The organism is Vagococcus sp. (assembly GCF_036639995.1).
Lineage (GTDB): Bacteria > Bacillota > Bacilli > Lactobacillales > Vagococcaceae > Vagococcus.
Map to the genome: position 1 here is coordinate 6,967 of NZ_JAVWHO010000013.1, position 14,720 is coordinate 21,686.

8 protein-coding genes and 1 riboswitch are annotated in these 14,720 nt (G+C 31.7%); of the genes, 5 read left to right on the forward strand and 3 right to left on the reverse strand.

Annotation, left to right across the window (positions count from 1 at the left end):
- Positions 1-4,035: Ig-like domain-containing protein (locus tag RR554_RS05340; RefSeq protein WP_332467566.1), on the reverse strand; the 4,035-nt coding region annotated here is incomplete at its 3' end.
- Positions 4,036-4,207: 172 nt separating this feature from the next.
- Positions 4,208-4,368: riboswitch (cobalamin riboswitch) on the reverse strand.
- 311 nt (positions 4,369-4,679) lie between these two features.
- Here RR554_RS05340 and RR554_RS05345 point away from each other — a divergent pair.
- The 4 genes from RR554_RS05345 (at position 4,680) to RR554_RS05360 (ending at position 8,964) form a co-directional block, all read left to right on the forward strand.
- Complete coding sequence (locus RR554_RS05345; RefSeq protein WP_332463400.1) at positions 4,680-5,855, forward strand: serine hydrolase; 1,176 nt, start codon at positions 4,680-4,682, stop codon at positions 5,853-5,855.
- Between the two features lie 185 nt (positions 5,856-6,040).
- Positions 6,041-7,030 carry a hypothetical protein gene (locus tag RR554_RS05350; RefSeq protein WP_332467567.1) on the forward strand — a complete coding sequence of 330 codons (990 nt, stop codon included), beginning with the start codon at positions 6,041-6,043 and terminating at the stop codon, positions 7,028-7,030.
- Between the two features lie 97 nt (positions 7,031-7,127).
- Positions 7,128-7,643, forward strand: a complete 516-nt coding sequence (locus RR554_RS05355) for a hypothetical protein (RefSeq protein WP_332463398.1) — start codon at positions 7,128-7,130, stop codon at positions 7,641-7,643.
- A gap of 253 nt (positions 7,644-7,896) precedes the next feature.
- On the forward strand, positions 7,897-8,964 hold the full coding sequence (locus RR554_RS05360) for a type I restriction endonuclease (protein WP_332467568.1): 1,068 nt from the start codon (positions 7,897-7,899) through the stop codon (positions 8,962-8,964).
- A gap of 151 nt (positions 8,965-9,115) precedes the next feature.
- Here RR554_RS05360 and lepA read toward each other — a convergent pair whose 3' ends face one another.
- Positions 9,116-10,954: a translation elongation factor 4 gene (gene lepA / locus RR554_RS05365; protein WP_332463396.1), complete on the reverse strand. Its 1,839-nt coding sequence runs from the start codon at positions 10,952-10,954 to the stop codon at positions 9,116-9,118.
- A gap of 123 nt (positions 10,955-11,077) precedes the next feature.
- Here lepA and RR554_RS05370 point away from each other — a divergent pair, with 123 nt between their 5' ends.
- Positions 11,078-12,301, forward strand: coding sequence for a GNAT family N-acetyltransferase (locus RR554_RS05370; RefSeq protein ID WP_332463395.1), 1,224 nt, complete (start codon positions 11,078-11,080; stop codon positions 12,299-12,301).
- Positions 12,302-12,350: 49 nt separating this feature from the next.
- Here RR554_RS05370 and RR554_RS05375 read toward each other — a convergent pair whose 3' ends face one another.
- Positions 12,351-14,717 carry a transglutaminase domain-containing protein gene (locus tag RR554_RS05375; protein ID WP_332467569.1) on the reverse strand — a complete coding sequence of 789 codons (2,367 nt, stop codon included), beginning with the start codon at positions 14,715-14,717 and terminating at the stop codon, positions 12,351-12,353.
- Between the last annotated feature and the right edge of the window lie 3 nt (positions 14,718-14,720).

Sequence of the window (14,720 nt, forward strand, 5' to 3'; positions counted from 1 at the left end):
TGCATTGTTAAAGTTAGTTACTGCTTTGTTAATCTCGATTTGAGAAATAACTGTATTTTGAATACTTGTAAATAAAACGTCATGAGCTGCTTTGATTTTTTTATTGGCTAATAATTGTTTCTTATCAGAACGAGCATTAAATTCAGCAAGTGTTTTAAGACTTTCGTCTTTGTTTGACACACTGATTCTATTTAGCCCTTCGCCAAAATTAGTACCAGATAAATCTTCACCCCATACTAATGTGAAAGCAACACGAATAACTTGGTTTGGTTTAACTTCCCAGTCTGACATACCAACGCTTGCAGCGCTACTATTAACTAAGTAATACCAACCAGAACCTTCATTGTAATCAAATTCTGCTAAATCTTTATCTGTTTTTCCTTTAGCAATGGCTTCTTCAGTCGTAGGACCGTCCAACTTTTGAGTAATATATGTTGGAATATTAATTTTTAGTGTATCAACATTTTCAATTCCTTGTAAGTAGAAACTCTTAGTTAAAGAACCTGCGTTCCAATAGTCTAATTTATGTTCTTTTGCAACACGATCAAATAATTGAGCGGCATTTTCATTCTTTTTATAAGGAACTCGAACGGGTTCAACGATAAATCCTTGCCCAATTGTAAATTTCTCTAATGAGAATGTGACAAATTCGCCTTTACTTTCTTCAATCGTTAATTCTTTATCAGTTTTCAAAGCATCTAATTTAGCTTTAGTTTCTTCAACAATTGAATCCACTGCTGTTTTGTCTTTTGCTTTATTAATAGTTGATTCAGAATATTTCAAAGTACTTTCAATTTCTTGTTGTTGTGTTTTACGGTAATCTTTAGAATCTTTATAAGACGCTAATGATTTGTTCGCTTTTTCTTTATACTCTTTTAATTCTTTGTCTGCTTCGTTTTCTTTAACAGTTACTTTAACTGTTGAGATAACTTTTCCAATTGACGCATTGATCTCTGCTTCTCCAGCTTTTTTAGCTGTAATTGTTCCGTCTTTAGAGACAGTAGCAATTTCTTCGTTTGCGCTTGTCCAGCTTAGTTTATCTTTTTGATTTTCAGGTGTAACTGTTGCTGTTATTTGCTCAGTTTTACCGACAGATAATTCAACTTTTTCTTTGTTTAAAGAAATGGTTGGCTTAATTGCTCCTTCTTTAACAGAAACATTAAAACTAGGCATCTTAGAGAAGTAATCCTCTAACACATCAGCATTTAAATTAGGCTCTCCAGGTCCAGCAGCAGTTAAGTCACTACCTAACTTAGAACCCCACCAGCTAGTAAAAATACCTTTTGAACTTGTAAATGTATACTTTCCAGCATTTTTAAATTCAACATCAAAAGAGTTTTTAGTTGCTAGGTCGTATTGACCAGAACGTCCTTTGAAGTTTCCGAGACCTTCACTATCGTATTCTACATAAGAACCTTTACTTCCCCATTGTTCACTGTACCAAGTTGGGTTATAAATAGTTGCTAATTTGTAAACAGGTAACGTAATACCTTTAAAACTTACTGTTGCAGTATCACCAGCTGTGATATCGTTACCTTTGTTTGTTTTATTATCAATAGTAACATTGATAAAACGAGCATCTACTACACGATGTAGCGAAGACACTTTGCCATCATTATCAATTGATTCAACACTAATGATATTACTTCTATTTTCTAAATTAGCTGTGTATTTATTATTAGTTCCTTTAACTTCAATTCCGTTAACTAAAACACGAACTGACTTAGCATCTTTTGCTTCAACGCTAAACGTATAAGGTGTAGTTGTTCCTTCTGAATAATAAATCGTATCATAATGACGCCAATTCATTAACTCATCGCTTAGTTTGATTGTAGATTTTCCATTTTGGCCTACTACAAACACAGCATATCCAGTATTGACAGGTGAAATAGCTCCCCATGTTTTATCTTTATATGTTAAAGCATCATATGTTACTTTAACAACACTTGTACCTGGTTTTACAGCTTTAACTTGTGTTTTTTCAGTACTTGTTTTTTCACTTAATGTTACACTGTCTCCAGAAATAACTTCAAATTTAAAGTTAGGTCTAGCAACATCATTAGTAATATTATTTGAAACAATTTGTTCTGTGCGCCATGGTCTTAAATCAACAGTATCATTAATAGATAATGATTTTTGTTGATATTGTAACCAGATATCATTCTCGTAATCATTGTAAACACGTGCTTCTGTTTTTGTTCCTAAATAACTTTCTTCCATTGTTGGTTCTTTAGAAGATTCTTCTTTAACAGTAATGTTAAAGTCCGGCATTTTAGAGAAATAACCTTCAAGCATATCAGCGTTTAAGTTAGGTTCGCCAGGACCAGAAGCAGCTAAATCACTCCCTAACTTAGAACCCCACCAGCTAGTAAAAATACCGTTGGGACTTGTAAATTTATGATTTCCAGCTTCTTTAAGTTCAACATCAAAAGAGTTTTTAGTTGCTAAATCGTATTGACCAGAACGACCTTTATATTCTTCTGATTTATCGTTTTTGTATTCAACAAATGATCCTTTTCCACCCCAAGCATTTGGAGCGGGATTGTAGATAGTTGCTAATTTGTATACTGGTAGACTAATGCCTTTAAAGCTTACATTAGCAGTATCACCGACAACAAAATCAGCGTTTGGATTTGTTTTATTTTCCACATTTACTTGAATAAAACGAGCATCTACAACACGGTGTAATGAAGAAATCTTACCATTGTTATCAGTTGCTTCAACACTAATGATATTACTTCTGTTTTCTAAATTAGCAGTGTATTCATTACCTTTTCCGCTAATTTCAATTCCATTAAGTAGTACACGAACTTTTTTAGCATCTTTAGCGTCTACGTTAAACGTATAAGGTACTGTTTCTCCTTTTGAATAATAAACAGTATCGTAATGACGCCAATTCATTAATTCATCACTTAATTTAATTGATGATTGCCCATCCTGGCCAACAACGAATACGGCATAAGCAGTGTTAACAGGAGAAATTCCTTCCCATGTTTTGCCTTTATATTCTAATTCGTCATATGTTACTTTAACAACACTGGTACCTGGCTTAACAGCTTTAACTTGTGTTTTTTCAGTACTTTGAGATTCAGATAGTGTTACGCTGTCTCCAGAAATAACATCAAAATGGAAGTTAGGTCTAGCAACATCGTTAGTAATTGGATTTGACACAATCTGTTCAACACGCCATGGTCTTAAATCAACTGTATCATTGATAGCTAGTGATTTTTGTTGATATTGTAACCAAACATCATTTTCAAAGTCATCATAAACTTTTGCTTCTGTTTTAGTACCTAAGTAACCGGCATGGAGGGCAGGGTCACTTTCATCATCTTCTTTAGGAGCTTCCTCTTTTGATGGTCTTGCCACTTCGTTATTATCATTAGATGAAGATGATGTTGTTGACTCTTTTGCTACTTTAATATGAATGTTAGGTAGCGTGCCAAAATATCTTTCTTTAACCGTTCCCTTACCATCATTGAAATCAAATCCTGATGACCATTGGTTTGCTTGTTCAAAAATTTGGCCATTTGTTAATATGTATTCGCCTGGCTCAACACCGCTTAAGGTAATCGGTTTGTCTAAACCTGAACTTCTAACTTCCTCCATACCAGGAATGTTTGAGTCATAAACAATTTCTTTTTGCCCAGCATAGCTAGAATTCCATTTACCTGAAATTTGATCAATAGGAATGCTCAAATCAGATAAACTGATTTTTACTGTTTCACCAGTTTGTTCAACTGTCATGTCAGTTTTTTTGTTTTTTAATGGAATTTCTTTTCCGCCAGCTTCGAAGGCGTCATTTGAAATAAATGAAACAGGTTGATCTTTATAAAAATAATTAATATTTTCTGAATAGTAGTAAGTATCATGCTCTGTAACATCAGATACTTCCTCTTCAGTAATTGTCATTTCTTGAGTTGAGTTTTCAGTTTCTACTGCAAATGCGGTAAACGGAATACCTGCAATAGATGATAAAATCATTGAAATAACCAACAGTAAATTAAAACCTTTGAAACTTTTTTTATTGATCATTTTATTCTTCCTTCCTACTAGTAAATAATTATGTTGAGATAAAAAACTCAATTCGTGTTGTACATCCTCCTCCTATTAGTCAAAATAAAAAAACTACCTTTTTGTAAAAGATAGTTTTAAAGAGTCAACAAATTAAGAATAGAGTTGTTCTTATAACTTTTCTCCTACAAAAAGAAAGAAAAACAAAAAGGTCGGTCTCCTGACTTCGCTTCACTTTACTCCCAAACCTTCCGGAAAAGTTTCCGTGGTTGTATTGGTTTCATCCGCATCACAGTAGGTAGGTCTGTAGAGGATTTGCACCCCTTTCCCGTTACCAAAATGTTTTTATTTAGTTTTTAAGCGTTTACTATAATAAAAAAACGCCGTATTTTCATTGTACTCTATTTTAGTAAGGGAAGTCATCTTTTTTTATTCAAATCTTAAAATTATTATTCCAAAATGGAATTTCATTCGTATTATAGGTGAAAAAAACTTAAAAAAAGAAAAATCAAGACTTTTGTTTACTTTTTCACTATAATGATGTTTTATTTAGGGCTTTTAACTAAAAATATAGGAAATCGTATACAATCTTCTTGATATCTAGTTCACTAGTAATATATAATGAAAAAGATTTAACTTAAAATTAATGGGAAAGTTGTGTGTAAATGAAGAAAAAGGTATTTGTTTTATTAAGTTTGTTGTGCTTGTTGATTGTTGTTAGTTTTCTTACATTTAAAAAAGTTAAAAGTGCTGTTACACCTGTAACGACTAAAACAGCATTGAAAGAAACAAAAGATACTGAAATAAAGAAACCATTAGAAACAAAAGAAAAGAAATCTATTTTTGAAGAAAAACAAGTTGTTACTAAGGAAGTTTATCCTAGACTTGATTTAGCTGGAGAAAAGCTCTATGAATACACTGTACCAGTTGGAACTGTAGTTAATGTTAAACCAGTCGAAGGTAATGAGGAATGGATTGAAATTGATTGCAATCCTAAAAAAGGCTACATTGAAAAGAGTATTCTAGAACCTAGAGAAAAATATATAGCTGCTAGAGAAGAAGAAAGACAACCTAAATTAACAAATGAAGAATTTAAAAATAATTTAGATAAGAACCTAGACGAATTTGTTAAAGAAAAAGGTGGCGACATAAGTATTTATGTTGAATCTGTAGATGAAAAATTAACCTATAGCTATAATGGAGACAAAGTTAATCGAACAGCAAGTAGTATTAAGCTACCCTTTATTACTTACTTAATGACTTTAATTGATAACAAAAAAATCAATTTAGAGGATAAATTAACCTACACAGCTAACTATACAATGGATGGGACTGGTATTATTCAATTTGAACCAGTTGGTGGTCAATATACGATTGAAAAATTAGCAGAATTGGTGATTCGTTACAGCGATAATATCGCGTACATTATGTTGTTAAACCATGTTGGCGAGCAAGAGTTCATTAATTTTTTAGGTCAACTTGATCCAAATTCTCCTAATAATCGTGTCTTCTCTACCCCACATATTTTGACAAAAGCAATGGATTACGTGTATACAAATCAAGCTACGAGTAAAAATATAAAAACTCTTTATAATTGGTTACAACAAAGCATTTTTGATGATGGTGTCGCAGTAGGTTTACCTGGCGTAGACGTAGCTCATAAAACTGGTTGGATGCCAATGTATGCAGTAAGTAACGATATTGCCTTAGTTAAAGATGAAAAAAATCCGTATTTTGTCACTATAATGACAGGTGGTTATGATGAAAAGTATAGTGAAAAATCTATTGGTGATTTATCAAAAATTATTGATAAAGAGATGTTGCAGTTAAAAACAAATTAGAAATAGATTAAAACTGGTATGGGGTCTTACTCATATCAGTTTTTATTTTTGCGAAAATGATGTATAAGTATAGTGGAGGTATTCGAAAAAGGAATACTTGTATTCCTCGAATAAAAGTATTGAACACTACTTGATAGAATTTTACTTCTATTAAATAGTTAATAAAAAAGAAAAGGACGTGGATTATGAAAAAGCATTCATTGAGTCTATTAGCTTTAATTGTGTTGACAATGTCTTTAAGTGGATGCGCCTTAAACAATGAAGCTAAAGCAAGTTCCTCATACGAATCAAAAGCATCAACTTATTTTTATGATGAAAAAGAAATCGCTGAAAAAAACAGTCAGCCAAAATATCCAACTATGGATGTTGCACCAGCAAAAATTGTAACAGACGCTAAAAAATATGCAGGGACCTACTCTCTTGATTGGGGACATATCGAGACAGCAGGACTTAGAAAGAATCTTTTAAAAGTAAATAACGATGGGACTTTTGTTGAATTAAGAGTATTAACAGATAACGCAACTAATTCTGATAAACGCTATTATGTCGATAAAAAGAACAAATTACATAGCAAAAAACCGTCGACTTACGCATTATTAAGTGGTTATGTCACTGAATTAAAAGGAGATGTTTTTTTAAGTTATGCTAATGCTACTCAATTTTACAACGCACTAAATGAAAAAGGTGAAGATAAAATCTCTCCCCTACCCTTTGAATATAATTATCAAACATTTAAGTATACTGGTTATCAAGGTACCAAATTTGTCGATAATACATTTGAAGTAAATTTAGAAGTTAAAGATGGCATTCAAAAATTTGTGAAAGTTGTTCCTAAAGCAACGCCTAGAGAATTAACGGTGACACCTCTTGAAATTAGTGAATTTTTAAAAGATAGTAAAGAAAAACTAACATCTAAAAACTATGAATTTAATAATATAAATGATTTCCTCCAAATACTTAATAGAAAAATACCTCAAAATCATGATATTCAATTATTAGATATTAATAGCTATCAAAATTTTGAAACAACTGATGAAGGAAACCGAAAAGCTATATATGCCTTCTCCTCTACTTCATCAGAAGAGAATGATGTAACAACTTATTTGTATGATGGCGAAAGAATTTTTGTCTCTCAAGAAAATAATAATAAATTATTTGAAGAATTTGAATTCTAAAATGATAAAAGGATCGAACCAACTCGGTCCTTTTTTCTTTTGTTCAAAATTGATATAATCAATACATGAAAACGGTTAAATATTTGGAGGATAGAAAATGAAAGATAAAAAGAACTGGATTATTGCCCTATTAGTACTGATTATTATTTTTGGTTCTGGTTATTTTTTGGGGAATTCGAAAAATAAAAAAGAACAAATAAATTTAGTAGTCAATGATTCAAGTACCAAAATATCAACAGTTTCAAGTAGTGAGTCAACTAGTACAACTATAAATTCTATGGTAGATACAAGCATTCAAGAAAGTGAATCTAGTAAGCCAAATGAACAAGAAGCTTTTGAAAGAATGGCCTCTTTACAAGGACAATGGGTTGTTTGGCAGTCCGATAATAATTTTACAATTCATGAGGATGGAACTTGGACAACTAGAACTGTAGGACCAGGCGGCAATCGAAGTATTTCTGTTGAAATCCATAGTTATGACAAAGAATTGGATACTCTCTATGTAAATATAGATGGCCGCGAGACAGAAATTCAAATAGTTGATGAGAATACATTGATTTTAGATTCAAATTCTGGTGGAGGAACAAGTAAATTTATTCGTTATAATGATTAGATAATTTAATATAAAAAGGATGTGATCTATTATTTGTTGGCGTATGCTGGGTGTGTGGATTAAAACAAATGAAATTAGAATGTTTTATTTGTTGATGGTTACATTACTTTCAGAAATTTTATTACTTAATTTGAATATTTAGTTCGTTTACATGCTATTATATTATATGTATAATTTAAAAATAAGAAAGAGTGTTTATTTATAATAATATTTTATAAAGAAATAAATTTTTAATTATTGGAGGAGATATTTAATGGAAAAGGAAAAAATGAAGGATGAGCTCAAAACGTTGGGTCAGAAAGTGAGTTCTTTGAAAGAAAAAATTACGACTGAAGAAGCAACAAAAACATCATTGATAATGCCTTTTTTTAGCTTATTAGGGTACGATGTTTTTAATCCATTAGAATTCATCCCTGAATTTACTGCAGATGTTGGCATTAAAAAAGGGGAGAAAGTAGATTATGCTATTGTACTAGATGATACACTAACTATTTTAATTGAAGCTAAAGCAATTACTGAAACATTGAGTAAGCACGACTCTCAATTATTTAGATATTTCGGAACAACTAACGCTAAATTGAGTATACTAACAAACGGGCAAGAATATAGATTTTATACTGATCTAGAACAAACGAATAAGATGGATGATGTTCCCTTTCTTACTTTTAATATATCGAATTTAAAAGATTCCCAGATTACTGAAATTCTTAAATTTAGCAAGAAAAATTTTGATATTGATGAAATTGTAAGTAGTGCCTCAGAGTTGAAATATATTAATGCATTAAAATCATATATGAATGAGCAATTTGAAAGCCCTTCTGAAGACTTTGTCAGGTTTTTATCAAACAATATCTATGAAGGGGTGAAAACGAAACAAGTTATTGATAAGTTCACACCTATAGTAAAAAAAGGGTTAAATCAAATTATTACTGAAATCGTTAATGATAAACTATCATCAGCACTTAATACATCGGTAGAAGTAAAAGAAGTAGAATCAAAAGAACAAGAAACAAAGATTTCTGCAATAGATGACACTAATATTATAACTACAAATGAAGAATTAGAAGTATTTACAACGGTTAAAGTATTACTCAATGATGTTATTGACGTTGATAGACTATTCTATAGAGATAATCGTAGTTACTTTAACGTATTATTAGATGATAATATCAGAAAATGGATATTGCGTTATTTTGATTCTTCTTCTAATAAACGAATTGAATTAAATAATGCGAATAGAACAGTTATTGAAATTAACTCAACTCTTGAAATCCTTAAATATAAAGCAGAAATTTTAGAAGTTATTCATCAATTTATTTAATAATTTTACTTTAGCATTTTGAAAACTGTAAGACTTAGAAAATTTTTATTAAACTTTTCAATTCATTAGTATTTCAAAAAAATAAAAAATCCCACCATTCTCTTTTAATAAATAATGGTGGGAAAATTTTATTAAGTTGTCTTACAAACCCTTATTTCTTCTTACCTTCGTCCTCATCCATCTTAAGAACAGCCATGAATGCTTCTTGAGGAACTTCTACTGAGCCTATCTGTTTCATACGCTTCTTACCTTCTTTTTGTTTTTCAAGAAGTTTACGTTTACGTGAAACATCTCCTCCGTAACATTTTGCTAACACATTTTTACGAAGAGCTTTAATGTCTGTACGAGCGACAATTTTTGTTCCAATTGCTGCTTGGATGGGTACCTCGAATTGTTGTCTTGGAATTAATTTTCTAAGTTTATCAACTATAGCTTTACCACGTTCGTAGGCAAATTCTTTATGAACGATAAAGCTTAAAGCATCCACATTTTCAGCATTAAGCAAGATATCCATTTTAACTAATTTACTTGGTCTATAACCAATCAATTCATAATCAAGTGAAGCGTAACCTTTAGTACCTGATTTTAATTTATCAAAGAAGTCAAAAACAATTTCTGATAAAGGAATGTTGTAAACCACATTCACACGATAATCATCAAGATAATCCATTGTGACAAACTCTCCACGTTTACGTTGAGAAATTTCCATAACAGCTCCAACGTATTCATTTGGTACCATAATTTGTGCTTTAACAAATGGCTCATCCACTGAATCAATCATGCTTGGATCAGGGAAATCTGCTGGATTATCAACAATTACTTGAGTGCCATCCGTTTTATTGACATGATAAATTACAGATGGTGCTGTCGTAATTAAATCAAGGTTAAATTCACGTTCTAGACGTTCTTGAATAACATCCATATGAAGTAAGCCTAAGAAACCACAGCGGAAACCAAAGCCTAACGCTTGAGATGTTTCTGCTTCAAATTCTAAAGCTGAATCATTTAATTGAAGTCTTTCAAGAGCTTCACGTAAATCATTGTATTTTGATGTATCAATTGGATATAAACCACAATACACCATAGGATTCATTTTACGATAGCCTTCAAGTGGTTCAGTAGCTGGATTATTTGCTAAAGTAACAGTATCCCCTACCTGTGTGTCTTGAATATTCTTGATAGCTGCTGTAATGTAACCAACATCTCCTACCATCAGAAAATCACGAGAAACAGCTTTAGGTGAAAAAATACCAACGTCTGTTACTTCGTATTCTTTGCCATTTTGCATTAACTGAATGATATCCCCTGGTTTAACAACGCCATCCATCACACGAACGTTAAGAACAACACCTCGGTAAGAATCATAAATAGAATCAAAAATTAAAGCTTTGAGAGGTGCTTCAAGATCTCCTGTCGGTGCTGGAACATATTCAACAATTTGTTCTAGGATATCTTCAATTCCGATACCAGATTTTGCACTAGCAAGAACTGCTTCACTAGCATCGATTCCAATAACTTCTTCGATTTCTCCGCGGACTCTTTCAGGGTCAGCGGCCGGTAGATCAATTTTATTAATGACTGGTAAAATTTCTAACTCATTATCAACAGCTAAATAAACGTTAGCCAACGTTTGAGCTTCGATACCTTGAGCCGCGTCAACGACTAGGACGGCTCCTTCACATGCAGCTAAACTTCGTGACACTTCATAAGTGAAATCCACGTGTCCTGGAGTGTCAATCAGGTGAAAAATATATTCATTTCCATCTTTCGCATTATACGTCAGTTCGACTGCATTCAATTTAATTGTAATGCCTCGTTCTCTTTCCAAATCCATTGAATCAAGTAACTGCTCTTGCATCTCACGATCTGATACAGTTTCAGTTTGTTGTAAGATACGGTCAGCCAAGGTTGATTTCCCATGGTCAATATGTGCTATGATGGAGAAATTACGAATAGATTCTTGTCTTTTTTTCATTTCATTCAAATTCATATAAATCTCCTACTTTCTTTTCAATCAGCATTTTTAATTATACCAAGCTTTAAGCAGTTTTTAAAGTATTTTAGGTAGGACTTTGTTATAATAAGGTGGAAAATAACTTGAGGTGTTAAAATAATGGATAAAAAAGAACTAAAAGATTCTCTTGTTTTGAAAAAAGTGGAGTTAAAACATTTAAAACAGTTTAACGAATTGTTACGTTATGTTTTTCAGGTAACTGATTCTGATATTGAAGAAGGTGGCTACGAGGATGAGTCCGAGATTATTCGTGCTAAGCGCCCTGTTCTTCGTGAAGCGGACGTTTATGGCTGGTTTACTCACGAAGACCGATTGATTTCTCAATTAGCCATTTACCCTTGTGAAGTTAACATTCATGACACGGTGTATAAAATGGCTGGTGTCACAGGTGTAGGAACGTACCCAGAATATACTAACTTTGGCTTGATGAGTGATTTAATTTCTCTTGGTCTTGAAAAAATGCGTGATAACGAGCAGTGGATTGCTTATCTCTATCCTTATAGTATTCCTTACTATCGTCGTAAGGGATGGGAAATTATGTCAGATAAGATAGCTTTTGAAATCAAAGATTCTCAACTACCTAAGCGAGTAAACGTACCTGGTTATGTTGAGCGTGAAGATATCAATCATGAAGATGTTTTTGTAGTTTATGATCAATTTGCAGAACAAAATCATGGTGCGATGATTAGACAGGATTTAAATTGGGAAGAATATTGGCGCTGGGAAAATGAAGAAGAGCGAACAGCAGCTATTTATTATAATCGCGATGGTGAACCTCAGGGCGTTTGTTTTTACTGGATTGCCGAGGAAATCTTCCATATTAAAGAGATGTTTTATTTAAACCAAGAAGCAAGACATGGCTTGTGGAATTTTGTTTCTGCCCATTTTTCTATGGTTGATCTTGTTCAAGGCGAAACATTTAAAAATGAACCAATTGCCTTTTTATTTGAAGATAGTGAAATCAAAGAAACAATTGAACCTTATTTTATGGCTAGAATTGTTGATGTGGAAAAGTTTATTGAATCTTATCCTTTTATTACAACAGGTAAACCATTCCATTTTGTTGTGGAAGATCCAATTGCGGATTGGAACAACCGTGTATTCGGTTTAATTTGGGACGAGAATGATGATTTAACAATTACCAATGAACCAATTGGGAATCCTGTTTATTTAAATGTTCAAACAATGGCAGCTCTCTTTTTAAGTTATAAACGTCCCTCTTATTTATATCGAATTGAACGTATAAAAACAGACAAGGAAACGTTACGAACACTTGAGAGAATTATCCCAGACCAAGCAGCTTACTTCAGTGATTATTTCTAAATATAAAAAATTCCGACTAAGAGATAACTCTTTTAGTCGGAATTTTTATTTATGAGAAAAACAAACGGTATTTCATATGAATTTTTTCTTTAAATGTTGTTTCGTTAAAGACGTGATACTGAGTAGAAAGTAATAATTTATCAATTCTTTCTAATTGTCTTTTAGATAATTCTTGTTCGTTACTATATGTCGCATGTTGAATATCTCTGATGACTTTTTCATATAATTGTGTGTATTTTTTATCTTTATATTGTTTTGAGATAAGAGGAACATAATCATATAATGAGCCACCAGCTCGGTCAATATTGTCAAGATGTAATAAACGATAGATTTCTAAAAGCTTTTCTTGAGACGCTTTTAGAGAATCGCTATTACCCATACGTTGTTTAATAATTTGTCGTTGTTTATAAGCTTTACTTAGTTTGATAAGAATAGAAATGAAACCTAATAAGACAGCCAATATGACAAGAATAATTAAAGCTGTAACCACATATTGTTTAAAGCTTTTCTTCTCTTTTTCTTTTGTTTTCTTTGTTTCAGGATTGGCATTATCAACTAATTCTTCAGCGTTTTTCTCATTATTTTCACTTTCGCCTTTTCCCTCTTTTTCGTTATTTCCCTTATAAGACAAACCTTCAAAGGTTGGCTGTGGCATGATTTTTACGTAAGAAGGATCAGTTTCCTTTGGCACCCAACCAACACCATCTTGATAAATTTCTACCCAGGCATGTGCAGCTTTTCCTGTAACGCTCATCACTTTTTCTGTTGAGTTGGCAATTAAATCAGGTGTTACAAGGTAACCTTCCACATAACGTGCTGGAATCCCCATATGACGATACATCAAAGTTGATAAAGTAGCAACTTCTGTATCAAAGCTAACTTTATGTTTTTTTGATAATGATCGCTCAATAAAATTATTTGGTATAGAGCTTTTTACAGATGGTTCTTGATAGATTGACTCAATGAAGTTAGCGACAACCGCATCAGCTTTTTCATAGTAAACATGTTCAGCTAATTTTGGATTCACTTTAGTTACGTTTGTTAATTGACTTGTCAAACCTTCTGGCACATCTAGATAATTCTTATACACAAAATGATTGTAATTTGATTCGTTAAGTAAATACTCGTTGGCTGAATTTTTATTTTTAAGATCAGCATATTGTTTTACCAAATTAGGATATATTACTGTTGCTTTTTCCATGACTTCAAATGAATAACTTTTCTCATCATCAGAAAAACTTTTAATAAAACTATCATTTGTTAATTTCCCATTTAAATCAGATGTCTTAATCATTCCGTAAGGGATAAACAGTTGTTTTCGTGAACTAGCCATATTGTTTATCGTTACTGTAGTATGTGTATTTTGTTTGTTTGTTGCTACTGATAAATCAGAAAGTTGTGTGAAACTAGAAAACTCTCCTTTGTCTAACCAATAATTAAGTGAAAAATCATTATATAAAGAGTCGTTTGAGAGTGACTCCCAAGAATCGTCTTTGATTGTTTTTCCAATATATTGTTTTAAATAAAGAGGTTCTTTTTTAGTCATTTCAATAGTTAATACTTCTATATCGGTTCTATTCTCTTTATAGTTGTTTAATTGTCCCATTGGTAAAAAAAGATCTTTACCATATTTTTTAGTCTCTATTTTTTCTTTTGTATTTTCCTGCAAAGTCTCAATTTTTTTTGATGTGACAGTAAGTTCATTTATCTTTAATAGATATATTGGAACAAGGGTTAATAGAATTAAAATAACGCTAATCATTAAGGGCTGAACAATTTGTTTTAGAGAATGTGCTTTTGAATTATTCTGTCTAAATAACATAAGTAAAAACGTTGCTAAACTTAAACAAATAAAAACATACACATTAAATGATTTTAACAAAAAGCTACCTGAACCGACTAAAATTAGCCATGTAATAATAATTCCTGAGAAAAAGAACTGTTCGATAATTAACGCTAGTAATACTAATCCTTGAGTTAAGATAAGACAAAGTAAGGTGAAATTTAACTGATTTCCTCGATTTAGAGCCATGTAGTAATGTCCCTTAAATCGACCTACTTGTGCAATACTTTCGTTAAACAACTGAATTGAGCCGTCTTTGGTCCAATAAAAAGTTAGAATATAGAGAACTAAAAAACTGACTGAATAAATAAATAAAACTTTTTTTCTGTCTTCCTTAAATTTGATAGTTAAAATCACTGAAATTACTAACCAACCTAAAATAAATAAGCTACTTAACATCATATTTTTTCTAAGAGTCATTGAAAACTGACTTAAAAATAAATAAAAACTAATAGAAATTAAAAATAGACTGATAAAAGATAGTATTAATTTAAGAGGAGAAATGTGTTTGCTGGTTGCCTCTGTCATCTTGAGTGATGCTGGCTGACTTGTTTTTTTATGACGTGTGTTCAAAAT